Origin of the sequence: Mycolicibacterium smegmatis (assembly GCF_001457595.1) — a bacterium.
Taxonomy (GTDB): domain Bacteria; phylum Actinomycetota; class Actinomycetes; order Mycobacteriales; family Mycobacteriaceae; genus Mycobacterium; species Mycobacterium smegmatis.
The window spans coordinates 4,382,676-4,396,091 of sequence record NZ_LN831039.1; the positions used below are offsets into that span (position 1 = coordinate 4,382,676).

Consider the following 13,416-nt stretch of genomic DNA (forward strand, 5'->3'; position numbering starts at 1 on the left):
TACGGGGGTGCAAGAGCTAGCAGGCAAGGTTGCCCGGGGGCGACTGCAGATCGGTCAGGAAGCGCAACACCGCGGTGTCGACGCAGGCATCTCCGTTGAACACCACGGTGTGCTGCGCACCGTCGAAACTGATCAGGGCCGCGCCCATTTGCCGGGCGAGGTCCACACCGGCCTGGTACGGCGTCGCCGGGTCCCCCGTGGTCGACACCACGACCACCTTGCCGGGTCCGGGCCCGGTGACCGGGCGCGCGGTCGACGTCGCGGGCACGGGCCAGAACGCGCACACGTCGCGCGGTGCGAACCCGGTGAACCCGCCGTAGGCGAAGAACGGCGCGACCTCACGGATCTGGCGGTCGGCCTCGGCCCACACCGCCGGATCGGTCGGATACACATCGTCGACGCAGCGGATCGCGGTGAAGGCGTCCTGCATGTTCTGGTAGTGGCCGTTCCGGTCACGGTGCTGGTAGTCGTCGGCCAGCAGCAGCAGGTCCTCCGCGTCGGTGCCGCGTTCGAGGCCGAGCAGGCCGCTGGTCAGAAACGGCCAGTACCGCGGCGAGTACAGCGCGTTGCCCGTGCCGGTGATGGCGTCCTGGTAGCTCAGCCCGCGCGGGTCCGACGTCGCGCCAGGCCGGGCCACCAACGGGTCGACGAGTTGGTGGAAGCGGTTCACGTACTGCGCGGGGTCGTTGCCCAACGGACAGCCCACGAGCTTGCCGCAGTCGGCGGCGTAGGCGTCGAACGCCTTCTGGAAGCTCGCCATCTGGCGGATGGTCTTGTCGATCGGGTTCAGCGCGGGATCGATCGCGCCGTCGAGCACCATGGCGCGCACACGGTCGGGATACGCCTCGGCGTAGGCCGATCCGAGTTCGGTGCCGTACGAGAAACCCAGATAGCTGATCTGGTGCTCGCCGAGCGCCGCGCGCACGGCGTCCATGTCACGCACGGCCGACGCGGTGCCGATGTTCGCGAGGAACGGTGCGCCCATGCGGTCGAGGCACTGCTGCGCGAGCTGCTGGTACAGGCTCTCGATGTGCGCGACGCCGGCCGGGCTGTAGTCGGCCATGGGTTCGCGTCGGTACGCGTCGAATTCGGCGTCGGTGCGGCACCGCAGTTCTGGCGTCGAATGCCCCACGCCGCGCGGGTCGAAGCCGACGAGGTCGAACCGCTGCCCGATCTCGGTGCCCGCCAGCGCCGCGCCCATCCCGGCGACGGTGTCGACGGCCGAGGCGCCGGGGCCGCCCGGGTTGACGAAAAGCGCGCCGATGCGGTCCCCGCTGGCCGGGACGCGGATGACGGCCAGTTGTGCTTGTGCGCCTTGCGGATCCGGGTTGTTCCAGTCGACGGGGACGGCCAGTGTGCCGCACTGCGCGGTGGGGATGCGGGCCGGGTCGGCCACCCACTGCGCGCATCCGCCCCACACCGGCGGCGCGGCGAACGGGGTCGCCGCATCCCCCTCGGGTGTGGCCGACGCGACCGGGATGCCGAATGTGACCAGCGCAGTCATCAGCGCGGGCAGCACGAGCCCAACCGTCATCGCCAGCCTGCCCGCCCTCCGCACGGCTGACATCGTCGCACGTGCGGCACCGCGGGGTCTTGCGCTGAGTCCGACCGGAGATCGGCCGGCAACCGTTCGGTGATGTCCGCCGGTCAGCACCGGGTGTCCGCTGGGGGCACCTCGACGTCGATCAGGTAGGTGGCGGCGACGTCGTCGACGCACTTGTTGCCCTGGAACACCACGGTGTGCTGGGTGCCCTCGAAAGTGACCAGCGTGCCGCCGAGTTGGCGCGCGAGGTCCACACCGGCCTGATACGGCGTGGCCGGGTCGTTGGTGGTCGAGACCACCAGGATCGGCGGCAGCCCCTCGACCTTGAGTTCGTGCGGTTCGCTCGTCGGTGGCACGGGCCAGAACGCGCAGGTTCCCAGCGGCGCGTCGCCGGTGAACTCGCCGTAGCTCATGAACGGCGCGACCTCACGCAGGCGCTTGTCCTGCTCGACGACCGTGGCCTTGTCCTTGATGGCGGGTTTGTCCATGCAGTTCACCGCGACCCGCACGTCGGTCGAATTGTTGTAGTGGCCCTTGGCATCCCGGCCCATGTAGAGGTCGGCGAGCGCGAGCATGAGGTTGCCGTCGCCCTTCTTCAGCGCGGTGAGCGCGTCGGTGAGGTGACGCCACAGGTTCGGCGAGTACAGCGGCAGGATGGTGCCGACGGTCGCGTCGCTGTAGCTCAGGCCGCGCCCGTCGCGGGTCTTGGCGGGGTTCTCGACGAGCGGGTCGATGATGCTCTTGTAGACGTCGACGGCCTTGGCCGGGTCGGTGCCCAGTGGGCAGTCGGGGCTCTTGGCGCAGTCGGCGGCGTAGTCGTCGAAGGCCTTCTGGAACGCCGCGGCCTGACGGATGCTCTCCTCGACCGGATCGGCGTTGGGGTCGATGGCGCCGTCGAGGATCATCGCGCGGACCTTGTCGGGGAACTGCTCCGCGTAGGTGGCGCCGATCCGGGTGCCGTACGAGTAGCCGAGGTAGGTCAGCTTGTCGTCGCCGAGGGCGGCCCGGATCGCGTCGAGGTCCTTGGCGACGTTCTCGGTGCCCACGTTGGCCAGGAATTCCGTGCCCATCTTGTCGACGCAGCGCTGGACGAACGCCTTGGTCTCGGCTTCCAGGTGGGCCACACCTTCGGGCGTGTACTCGACCGTCGGGTCGGCGCGCAGCCGGTCGTTGTCGGCGTCGGAGTTGCACCACACCGCGGGGCTCGACGACGCGACACCGCGCGGGTCGAACCCGACGATGTCGAAACGTTCCTTGACCTCCTGCGGCAGGCTGGGCAGCAGCGACAGCGCCGACTCGACACCGGATTCGCCGGGACCGCCGGGGTTGATCACCAGCGAGCCGATCCGGTCGCCGGTCGCGGGGAACCGGATCATCGCCAGGCGGGCGACGTCGCCGTCAGGCTTGGAGTAGTCGACGGGCACCGACAACATGCCGCATTCGGCGCTGTCGGGAATGGGCGTCTGGTTGCCCGCGCCGCCGTTGCACGGCAGCCACTGCACCGGCGTGCCCGGGCGGGGCACCGCGACGATCGCCCGCCCGTCGATCACCTGGCTGCAGCCTCCTGCCGCCAGCACCGTCACCGCCAGCAGCGCGCCGAGCCCGAACCTGACCTTCATGGCTCCACATGCTGCCATGACGAACCACCTGCTCCGGTATCGGTGCAGGCTAGGCGCGTTTCGTGGCGTCCAGCAGCTCGTCGAGCGCAACCGCGAAGTCGTCGGCCATGTCCCACAGGTCCGGCAGCAACTCGGGGCACGAGATGATGCCGACGTCGAGTTTGCCGGTCAGCGACATCACCGTGATGTTGAGGCCCGAGCCGTGGAAGATCGGCCCCAGCGGATACATCGCCTTGACCTCGGCGCCCAAAAAGTACAGCGGCACCTGCGGGCCCGGCACGTTCGAGACGACGAGGTTGTGGACGGGCTTGGCACCCGAGAGCCTGCTGGCCGCGTACACGCGCATCGCGGTGCCGAACACCGCGGGCGCGGCGAACTGCGTCCAGTCCTGCAGCAGGGTCGCGCCGATCGCCGAGCTGTGTTGTTTGGCGACGGCGTTGGCCTCGGCGATGGCGCGCAGCCGTTCGGCCGGATCGGCGATGTGGGTCTGCAGGGGCGAGAACATCCCCGAGACCTGGTTGCGTCCCGGGCGGTCGGAGCGGTCGTGCACCGACACCGGCACCATCGCGACCAGCGAGTTGTCGGGCAGTTCGTCGCGATGCGACAGGAACGTGCGCAGCACGCCGGACACCAGCGCCATCACGACGTCGTTGACCTTGACGTCGAAGTGGTTCTTGACGGTCTTGATGTCCTCGAGGTCGAGCTGCGCGAACGCGATGTTGCGGTGCCCGGTGATGTTGGCGTTGAACGCGGTTCTCGGCGCGGCGAACGGAGCGGCCATGGTCCTGCCGTTGCGGGCCCGCCGCACGGTGTCGACGACGGTGTTCAGCGTGCTCGGCACGACGTTGACCAGCCGCAGCGGCCTGGTGGCGAACCGCACCGCGCCGTTGACCGCGATCTCCAGGCCGGTGCCGCCGCCCGGGCCGTCGACCGGATCGGGCGGCGGCGCGTCGGGTTCGGTGGTGCACAGCTGCGAGAGCAGATTCGCCCCGGTCACGCCGTCGACGCTGGCGTGGTGCACCTTGGTCATGAGCGCCAGCCGCCCGCCGGCGTGCGCGTCGGTGCCCGCGACGTTCTCGATCACCCACATCTCCCACAGCGGACGGCTGCGGTCCAGCGGCAGCGACGCGATGTGACCGCAGATCTCGGCGAGTTCGGCGCGTCCGCCCGGCCCGGGCAGGCCGATGCGGTGCAGGTGGCGGTCGACGTCAAAGTCGTTGTCCTCCACCCAAACCGGATGGTCGAGGTTGAAACGGCTGTCAGCGAGTTTCTCCCGGAACTCGGGCATGGCCTTGATGCGCAGGGAAAGCGCGTCGCGCAGGCGGTCGAACGTGTAACCCCCGGGCATGGTCGAGGTGTCGAGTTCGAGCACCGAGCACACGTGCATCGGCTGCGCCGCGGTTTCGAGATACAGGAAGCTGGCGTCGAGTCCGCTGAGCCGTTGCATGCCGTGAATGGTAGGTAAGCAAACGGCAACTGTGAGGAAATCCACTTAACAAGGCTTTTACCTTGCACACCACCGAGTGGCAGACTTGCCCTTGTCAGGCGAACCCGGGGACCGACAGATCGGCCTCGAGGATTCGATACGACCGTCTATTGAGGGACAACGATGTCTGAACAACCAATTTATGGTGCTGCAAACACCTCCCAGAGTGTTGTGGACACCAAACCCGCCCAGCGCACCAAGGTGCGGACCCTGACCTTGCAGAAGTGGAAGGCCGAGGGCCACAAGTGGGCGATGCTCACCTGCTACGACTACTCCAGCGCCCGGGTCTTCGACGACGCAGGCATTCCGGTGCTCCTGGTGGGTGACTCGGCGGCAAACGTCGTCTACGGCTACGACACCACGGTGCCGATCTCCATCGACGAACTGATCCCGTTGGCGCGCGCCGTGGTCAAGGGCGCCCCGCATGCTCTGGTGATCGGCGATCTGCCGTTCGGCAGCTATGAGGACGGCCCCAGCCAGGCGCTCGCGACCGCCACCCGCTTCATGAAGGAAGCCGGTGTGCACGCGGTCAAACTCGAGGGCGGTGAGCGTGTCGCTGATCAGATCGCGACGCTGTCCAGGGCCGGCATCCCCGTGGTGGCCCACATCGGCTTCACGCCGCAGAGCGTCAACGGCCTCGGCGGTTTCCGCGTGCAGGGCCGCGGCGACGCCGCCGACCAGACCATCCGCGACGCAATCGCCGTCGCCGAGGCCGGTGCGGTGGCCGTCGTGCTGGAGATGGTGCCCGCCGAGCTGGCGACGCAGATCACCGGCAAGCTCACGATCCCGACCGTGGGTATCGGCGCGGGCCCCAACTGCGACGCCCAGGTGCTCGTGTGGCAGGACATGGCGGGTCTCACGAGCGGCAAGACCGCCAAGTTCGTGCGTCGCTTCGGCGATGTCGGTGGCGAACTGCACCGTGCGGCAACGCAATTCGCCGATGATGTGGCGGCCGGGGTGTTCCCCGCCGAAGAACACAGCTACTGATCCGAAGCTTTCGAGAACGACGAAATGGTCGCTGTCACACGCTGACAGTGACCATTTCGTCTCTCTGGAGTTCGTCTCTCTGGCGCTAGGCGAATTCGGGTCTGCGCTTGCCCAGGAACGCATCGACACCCTCGCGGCCGTCGGCCGAATCGGCGCGGGCCGCGATGAACCGGCCCTCGGCCTCCATCTGCTCTTCGAGGCTGTTCTTCAACGACGACAGCAGCAGCGACTTGACCGCACCGTTGGATCCCGCGGATCCGGCGGCGACCTGTTCGGCGAGTTTCGTGGCCCGGTCGGCCAGGTCGGCGTCGGGCACCACCTCGGTGACCAGACCCCATTCGTAGGCCTCGGTCGCCGACAGCGTGCGGTTGGTGAGCATCAATTCCTGCGCGCGGCGCATGCCGACCAGGCGCGGCAGGTAGTACGACGCACTGCCGTCGGGGCTCAGGCCGACCTTGGTGTAGGCCATGGTGAACGACGCCGATTCCGCGGCCAGCACCAGGTCACCGGTCACCGCGATGCTGAACCCGGCGCCTGCCGCGGTGCCGTTGACCGCGGTGATCAGCACGGCGTCCATCCGCGCGAACGACGATATGGCCCGGTGCAGATCGTCGGCGACACCTTTGATGAACGCGCCGCGCGAAGGCGCGCCGGAGAACGCCTTGAGATCGCCCCCGGCCGAGAAGAACCGGCCCGAACCCGTCAGCACCACGACCTTCGCGCCTGAGGTGTCTGCGCGGCGCGCGGCGTCGGCGAGTTCGCGAGTCATGGTGTCGTTCATGCCGTTCGCGGCGTCCGGGCGGTTCAGCGTGATGCGCGTGATGGGTCCGGACTGTTCGAACGCGATGGCTTCATAGGAGATCTCGGTCACAGACCGGCACTCTAGCGGGCGGCCCGCCCGGGCGGTCGCACACCGAGCCGTGACGCGGTTGCGGCGGCGAGTTCGGCAAAGTCCCCGTCGAAGCCGAGCACGCGCAGCGCACCCTCTCCGATCACCCAGGGTTGTTCGGGAGGGACGTCGGCGTCGTCGGAGCGTGAGTTGATCACCGACTCCACGAGCCGGAACGGCAGATCGTCGGCCTCGGGCGGTCCGCCGCACTCGGCGATGACCGCAGCGGCCAGGCTGCGGTATGCGCTGCGCAGTTCGGCGCGGCGGCGGCGGAACGGCGCGAACCGGTCGGTGCGCAACTCGGGCAGCAGGTACAGCGCGCCCAGGTTCCAGCGGCCCGCGCACAGCTGTGAGGCGTCGTAGATCACCAGGGCATGCAGGCGCGGTGCCGCGGGACCCGACTCCCCCAGCAGGCCGTGTGCGAGCTCAAGGGGCTCGTCGACGGTGCCCGCCAGCAGCGCGTCGAGGATGTCGTCCTTGGTGGCGAAGTGGTGGTACAGCGAGGCCTGCCGCACCCCCACCTCGTCGGCGATGCGGCGCGTGGAGGTGCTGCCGTACCCGTGGGTGGTGAACAGTTCGGCGGCCGCGTCGAGGATCTCCTCGCGCGCGGTCTGCCCCGGCCTCCGCGGCTGCTCCAGCCGCGGGCGGCCACGGCCGGAGGTGGTCGTCATGCCCGGATCAGGACGTCTGGAGTTCGGCCAGGTACTGCGCCTGGCAGGCACGGCGCGCCAGCTTGCCGCTGGTGGTACGTGGAATCGAGCCTGCCGCAACGAGTTTGATGTCGTGCACGGCAACCGCGTGGCGCTTCGAGATGGCCGCGCGGATGGCATCGACGATGGGTGCCGGGTCGGCCCGGCCCGCGCCGGGCGCGCGTTCGGCGACGATCACCAGACGTTCGCCGTGCTCGGACGGCACCGAGAACGCCGCGATGTAGCCGGCCCGCACCTGTGACGACGCCTCGGCGACCGTGGCCTCCAGGTCCTGCGGATAGTGGTTGCGGCCGTCGACGATCACCATGTCCTTGATGCGGCCGGTGATGTAGAGCTCGCCGCCCAGGTACATGCCGAGGTCGCCCGTGCGGAACCACGCGGCGCCGTCCGGCGCACCCGCGGCGTGGCTGCCCTGCGGCAGGCGCGACTGCAGCTTGTTGTGGAACGACACCTCGGTCTCGTGCGGGCGGCCCCAATAGCCCTTGCCGACGTTGTCGCCGTAGAGCCAGATCTCGCCGACGTGACCGTCGGGCAGTTCGGCGCCGGTGTCGCTGTTGGGGTCGACGATCACGGCCCACTGGCTGCGCGCGATCTTGCCGCAGGACACCTGCGCGATGGCGCGCGGATCGTCCTCGGGCACCTCGACGGCGCGTCCCGCGCCGAGTTCCTCACGGTCGAGGTACACCGCGCTCGGATGCGCCGCGGGTCCGATGGTCGACACGAACAGCGTCGCCTCGGCCATGCCGTAGGACGGCTTGACCGCGGTCGGCGGCAGCCCGTACGGCGCGAATGCCTCGTTGAACACGTTGATGGAGGCCATGCTGACGGGCTCGGACCCGTTGATCAGGCCCGCGACGTTGCTCAGGTCGAGTTCGTCTCCGGCCGGCGGCAGGCCGCGGTGCGCGGCGAGTTCGTAGGCGAAGTTGGGCGCCGCGGCGAACGTGGGCACGTCCGACGCGCCGAGCTCCTTGATCCAGCGGTACGGGCGCCGCACGAACGACACCGGCGACATCAGCGTGATGTGGCCGCCGCACAGCGCCGGGAACATGATCATGAGCAGGCCCATGTCGTGGAACAGGGGCAGCCAGCTGACGCTGCGGATGTTCCAGTCGAGTCCGACCGAGATGATCATCTGCAGCACGTTGGTACAGACGCCGCGGTGGGTGATCTCGACGCCGGCCGGGGTGCGGGTGGATCCCGAGGTGTACTGCAGATAGGCGATGCCGTCGGTGTGCAGCTGCGCGGGGGTGAAGGTCGCGCCGACCGCGGCGGGGACCGCGTCGACGGCGATCATGCGGGGGCGCCCGGCGTGGGGCAGCTTGCGGACGAACGCGCCGACGGCCTCGGCGGCGGCGGTCGTGGTGAGCACGACCGAGGGGGTCGCGTCGGCCAGTACCGCCTCGAGACGCTCGGCGTGGCCGGGCAGTTCGGGTGAGAAGAGCGGGACCGCGATGGCACCGGCCTGGATGGCGGCGAAGAAGGACACCACGTAGTCGACGCCCTGCGGGCACAGGATCGCGACGCGGTCGCCGAGCTTGGTCACCTGCTGCAGCCGCGCGCCGACCGCGCGCACGCGGGTGTCCAACTCCTTCCAGGTGAGCTCGACGACCCTCCCGTCGTGCTCGAAGTCGAGATACCGATAGGCCGGCGTATCGGCGAGCTCGGCGACGTTACGGTCGAAGTAAGACGTCAACGTCACCCCGTCTGGGATGGCGATGTTGCCGTCCGCATCGAGGTAATCCTCGATCTTCATGCGTACCGAAGCGTCACGCGCCCCCATGACTTCAGAACCCATGCTGCAACTCTAAGAGATTTCCTCAGACTCTAGTGCAAACCGGGGGTGCGCGGCGGAAAGTCTTTACCTCCCCGTGACCCGGCGACCGCACTGAGCGAAGGCCGAAATGTGGCACGCTGAGGCCGATCGACGTTCCGCTGCCGGTGCCCGACGAAGGTGAAGATGGTTCCCATTAAGCCGAAAACTGCCAGGTACACCGAGGTCGAGCGAAAGTTCGAGGTGACCGCGGCCACAGTCTCGCCCTCATTCGAGGGATTGTCGGCGATCGCGCGGATCGAGCGGATTCCGTCACAGGAACTCGACGCTGTCTATTTCGACACATCCGCGCGCGCCCTCGCGGCGCGTCGCGTTACGCTGCGCCGCCGCACGGGCGGAACCGACGCCGGATGGCACCTGAAGCTGCCCGCCGGACCGGATGCGCGCACCGAGGTGCGAGCGCCCCTCGACAACGCGACCGACGGGGTCCCCGACGACCTCCGCGACATCGTCCTCGGGATCGTGCGTGAGAGGCCCTTGGAGCCGGTCGCCCGCATCACCACGCACCGCACCGTCAGCGTGCTCTACGCGCACAACGGAGCCGTGCTGGCCGAGTTCTGCGACGACCATGTCACCGCGTCGGCCACGGGCCACGAGGACCACGCACAGCAGTGGCGCGAATGGGAGCTCGAGCTCGCACCCGGCGCCGACGCTGAACTGCTCGACCGCCTGACCAACCGGCTGCTCGACGCCGGGGCCCAGCCCGCCGGGCACGGCTCGAAACTCGCGCGGGCCCTCGCTTCGGCCCCGGGCGCCCCGAGCGACACACCGGAACCCGCCCAACCCACAGACGCGCTGCACCGCGCGATCGCCGAACACCTCGACGAACTGCTGGTGTGGGACCGCGCGGTGCGCGCCGACGCCGAGGACTCGGTGCATCAGATGCGCGTGACGACGCGCAAGATCCGCAGCCTGCTCAAGGAGTCCGGGGACGCCTTCGGCGATGTCGGGCCGATCCTCGACGAGCTGCGCGAGCTGGGCACCGTGCTGGGCGTGGCCCGCGACGCCGAGGTGCTCGCGGAACGCTACGAGCACGCCCTGGCCGATTTGCCCGACGAACTGGTGCGCGGGCCGGTGGCCGAGCGTCTCGTCGGCGGCGCGCGGCAACGCTACGAATCAGGTCTGCGCCGCATCCACCTCGCGATGCGCTCGCAACGTTACTTCCGGTTGCTCGACGCGCTGGAGGGCCTGGTCGCATCGTCGACGGACACCGACACCGGCGATCCGGCGGCCACGGTCGCAGCGGCCTACAAGCGGGTGCGCAAGGCCGTCAAGAAGGCCCAGCACACCGACCACACGACCGACCCGGACGCCGGAACCGACGCCGGGACCGACGCCGTGGCGGCCCGCAACCACGCCCTGCACCGGATCCGCAAGCGCGCCAAGCAGCTTCGCTACACCGCGAGCGCGGCCGGCGAGGACCGCATCGCCGAGCGGGCCAAGGCCGTGCAGTCGCTGCTCGGTGACCACCAGGACGCCGTGGTCAGCATGGCGCACCTGCTCGACCAGGCCGACGCCGCGCACGCCGCGGGTGAGGACACGTTCACCTACGGCCTGCTGTACCAGCAGGAGGACGAACTGGCGTGGCAGGCCCGCACGCAACTGCAGAAGGTTCTCAAGAAGCTCAAGAGGGCGGTCCGCAAGGACCTGTGAGCGGTGGGGCGAACGAGTTGGCCTGTAAGCCGGATTCTGTTCCCCGCCGCCATCTCTGGCGGTGGGGCGGCGACCATCCATCTGGGTAGCCCGTCGCCGGGTACCTCAAGCGGCCTACCCGCAGGCTCGGGCGAGCAACCCTCGGGCGCCTGCGCGGCCGCAACCGCAGTTGCGGCCTTCTTGGCCTTGCTTCGGGTGGGGTTTGCCTAGCCACCCCGGTCACCCGGGGTGCTGGTGCGCTCTTACCGCACCGTTTCACCCTTACCATTTCTGGCGGTCTGTTTTCTGTGGCACTTTCCCGCGAGTCACCTCGGATTGCCGTTAGCAATCACCCTGCTCTGTGAAGTCCGGACTTTCCTCGACATCAGGCTGATGCCGCGGCCGCCCGGCCAACTCGTTCGCGCAGATCACCGTACCCTCAAATCCATGCCGCAGGTGCCACCGGCCCGATATTCGCTCAGGGCGGAGGACCGCACCGAGGCCCTGTCGGCCTGAGGTCAGCTCGTGCGGCGCAGCACCATGACGTTGTCGACCATCGGCATGGGTTGCCCGTCCGGGCCGGTCGCCTCGCGGTGCACGGCCTCGACGCGGACCCGTTCCCACTCGGAGGCAGGCAGATCGAGGCCGGCGAGCACTTCCTCGGCGCTCGGGAACGGGTGATCGTGCGGCACCCGTGTCGCGTTGGGCGGCATCTTGCCGTGGTCGACGATCACCAAGTGCCCGCCGGGCCGGATCGCCCGCGCCGCGGTCGACAGGATCCGCGGCCGTTCCAGCCGCACCGTCGAGTGCAGGAATTGCGCTGACACCAGGTCGAACTCACCGTCCGGGAAGCTCTCCGACAGGTCGTGGCGCTCGAATGTGATGCGGTCGGCGACGCCGCGCCGCCCGGCTTCGGCGGCCGCGCGTGACAGTGCGGTGTGGGAGATGTCGACGGCGGTCACCCGCCAGCCCCGTTCGGCCAGCCAGACGGCGTCCCCGCCTTCTCCGCAGCCGAGATCCAGTGCGTGCCCGGCGGGGAGATCGGAGGCGACCTTCTCCAGTTGCGGGTTGACCCGCCCGCTCCAGATCTGTTCGCGCTCACCGTAGTGACGTTCCCAGTACTCGGCCGGCGAGAGACCTTCGGTGGGCCACGGCGGGGTGGGCAGGCCGATGTCCTCGGCGAGCAGGTGCTGCACGATGGCGGCCGCGGTCTGGCTGCCCGCCGCGACCGCCGTGGCCACCTGCGGCAGGTTGCCGGTGAGGTCGCCCGCGGCGAACAGGCCGGGCACCGTGGTGCGTCCGAACGTGTCGACGACGACGGCGTCGCCGGCCAGCGGTGTCGGCGCGCCGATCGCGCCGAGTTGCGCGGCCAGTGGTGAGCGCTGGTGCAGCGTGGTGGCGACCAGGGCGCCGCGACGCGACAGCCGCGTGCCGTCGGTGAACTCGACCGCAACCAGTTCACCGTCGTGGGCGACGAGCCGGGCGATCGACGCGTCGTTCACCGGAATTCCTGCCGCGCCGAGTTTTTCGGTCTGGGCGTCGTCGAGACCGTCGGGCCCGTTGGTGAGCACCACGATGTCGTCGGACCACGCGCGCAGCAGCAGCGCCGAGTGCACGGCGCGCTCGCCGCGGGCGATGACGGCCAACGGGGCGTCGCGCACCTCCCAGCCGTGGCAGAACGGGCAGTGGAAAACCGAACGGCCCCACAGTTCCCCGAGTCCCGGGATGTTCGGTGGCAGGTAGTCCATGCCGGCGGCCAGCAGCACGGTTCGGGCGTGCTCGTGGCCACCGTCGGCGAGGTCGAGCGCGAATCCGCGCCTACCCGCAATGACCTCGCCGCGGCGCACCTGCACACTGGGGTACGCCGCGAGTTCGGCATGCCCGGCCGCGTAGAGGTCGGCAGGCGCCCGGCCGTCGCTTCCGAGCAGGCCGCCGATGCCGTGTGCGGGCAGGTTGCTCTGTTCACCGGCATCGACGAGCAGTACGCGCCTGCGTGCCCGGCCGAGCACGAGCGCCGCGCTCAGACCGGCCGCGCCGCCGCCGACGATGATGCTGTCCCATGGCTTGTTCTCCATGACGCCCACCTTGCCGAGAGCATGACAAAATGCCAAGCTGTTTTGCCATGAAGGCAAAACAGCAGGTGGACGCGCCCGGTGCCGAGCACGACGTGGACGCCCTGGTCCGCCAGCGCCTGCGCGAACTGCGCACCGAGCGGGGTCTCACGCTGGAGGACGTCGCGTCCCGCGCGCAGATCGACGTGTCCACCCTGAGCCGCCTCGAATCGGGGAAGCGCCGCCTGGCGCTCGACCATCTGCCGCGGTTGGCCACCGCGCTGTCGGTCACCACCGACGACCTGCTGCGGGCGCCCGAGGCCGAGGACCCCCGCGTGCGCGGCACCGCTACGACCCGCGACAACATCACATACTGGCCGCTCACGCGCCACGGCCCGGCAAACGGGCTGCACGCGTACAAGATCCGCATCAGCGAGCAGCGCAACACCCCGCCGGCCGAACTTCCCGTACACGAGGGCCGCGACTGGATGTACGTGCTGTCCGGGAAGCTACGGCTGATCCTCGGTGAACAGGATTTCACCGTCGGACCCGGTGAGGCCGTGGAGTTCTCGACGTGGACACCGCACTGGTTCGGCGTGGTCGACGGACCCGTCGAGGCCGTGACGATCTTCGGTCTGCACGGCGAGCAGGTGCACCTGCACTCGTGA

At 69.4% G+C, this 13,416-nt stretch carries 10 protein-coding genes and 1 other RNA gene; 3 read left to right on the forward strand and 8 right to left on the reverse strand.

Annotated features, from left to right (window positions below; genetic code table 11):
• Window positions 1-16: 16 nt before the first annotated feature.
• From AT701_RS21015 to AT701_RS21025, 3 genes are all read right to left on the reverse strand, one after another.
• Window positions 17-1,534: an alpha/beta hydrolase gene (locus AT701_RS21015; RefSeq protein WP_223495691.1), complete on the reverse strand. Its 1,518-nt coding sequence runs from the start codon at window positions 1,532-1,534 to the stop codon at window positions 17-19.
• A gap of 113 nt (window positions 1,535-1,647) precedes the next feature.
• Window positions 1,648-3,162 carry an alpha/beta hydrolase gene (locus AT701_RS21020; protein ID WP_029104378.1) on the reverse strand — a complete coding sequence of 505 codons (1,515 nt, stop codon included), beginning with the start codon at window positions 3,160-3,162 and terminating at the stop codon, window positions 1,648-1,650.
• Window positions 3,163-3,211: 49 nt separating this feature from the next.
• Window positions 3,212-4,609 (reverse strand): WS/DGAT/MGAT family O-acyltransferase, encoded by a 1,398-nt coding sequence (locus tag AT701_RS21025; RefSeq protein WP_011729712.1) that lies wholly within the window; start codon window positions 4,607-4,609, stop codon window positions 3,212-3,214.
• 162 nt (window positions 4,610-4,771) lie between these two features.
• Between AT701_RS21025 and panB the strand changes: the two genes are divergently transcribed.
• Window positions 4,772-5,635, forward strand: a complete 864-nt coding sequence (gene panB, locus AT701_RS21030) for a 3-methyl-2-oxobutanoate hydroxymethyltransferase (RefSeq protein ID WP_011729713.1) — start codon at window positions 4,772-4,774, stop codon at window positions 5,633-5,635.
• A gap of 85 nt (window positions 5,636-5,720) precedes the next feature.
• Here panB and AT701_RS21035 read toward each other — a convergent pair whose 3' ends face one another.
• Genes AT701_RS21035 through AT701_RS21045 form a run of 3 tightly spaced genes read right to left on the reverse strand, consistent with a single transcriptional unit; the run spans window position 5,721 to window position 8,987 of the window.
• Complete coding sequence (locus AT701_RS21035; RefSeq protein ID WP_058126526.1) at window positions 5,721-6,506, reverse strand: enoyl-CoA hydratase/isomerase family protein; 786 nt, start codon at window positions 6,504-6,506, stop codon at window positions 5,721-5,723.
• A gap of 11 nt (window positions 6,507-6,517) precedes the next feature.
• Entirely contained in the window at window positions 6,518-7,195 is a 678-nt protein-coding gene (amtR, locus tag AT701_RS21040) for a transcriptional regulator AmtR (protein WP_058126527.1), read from the reverse strand.
• 7 nt (window positions 7,196-7,202) lie between these two features.
• Window positions 7,203-8,987 (reverse strand): fatty acyl-AMP ligase, encoded by a 1,785-nt coding sequence (locus AT701_RS21045; RefSeq protein ID WP_011729716.1) that lies wholly within the window; start codon window positions 8,985-8,987, stop codon window positions 7,203-7,205.
• Between the two features lie 204 nt (window positions 8,988-9,191).
• Between AT701_RS21045 and AT701_RS21050 the strand changes: the two genes are divergently transcribed.
• On the forward strand, window positions 9,192-10,718 hold the full coding sequence (locus AT701_RS21050) for a CYTH and CHAD domain-containing protein (RefSeq protein ID WP_058127693.1): 1,527 nt from the start codon (window positions 9,192-9,194) through the stop codon (window positions 10,716-10,718).
• 9 nt (window positions 10,719-10,727) lie between these two features.
• Here the strand turns inward: AT701_RS21050 and rnpB are convergent.
• Both rnpB and AT701_RS21055 read right to left on the reverse strand, forming a co-directional pair.
• Window positions 10,728-11,115, reverse strand: an RNA gene (gene rnpB / locus AT701_RS33910) — RNase P RNA component class A.
• A 100-nt stretch (window positions 11,116-11,215) separates the two neighbouring features.
• Window positions 11,216-12,772, reverse strand: coding sequence for a bifunctional NAD(P)/FAD-dependent oxidoreductase/class I SAM-dependent methyltransferase (locus AT701_RS21055; RefSeq protein WP_011729718.1), 1,557 nt, complete (start codon window positions 12,770-12,772; stop codon window positions 11,216-11,218).
• A gap of 47 nt (window positions 12,773-12,819) precedes the next feature.
• Here AT701_RS21055 and AT701_RS21060 point away from each other — a divergent pair, with 47 nt between their 5' ends.
• A complete protein-coding gene (locus tag AT701_RS21060; RefSeq protein WP_174519605.1) occupies window positions 12,820-13,416 on the forward strand; it encodes a type II toxin-antitoxin system RelB family anti-toxin in 597 nt (198 codons plus the stop codon).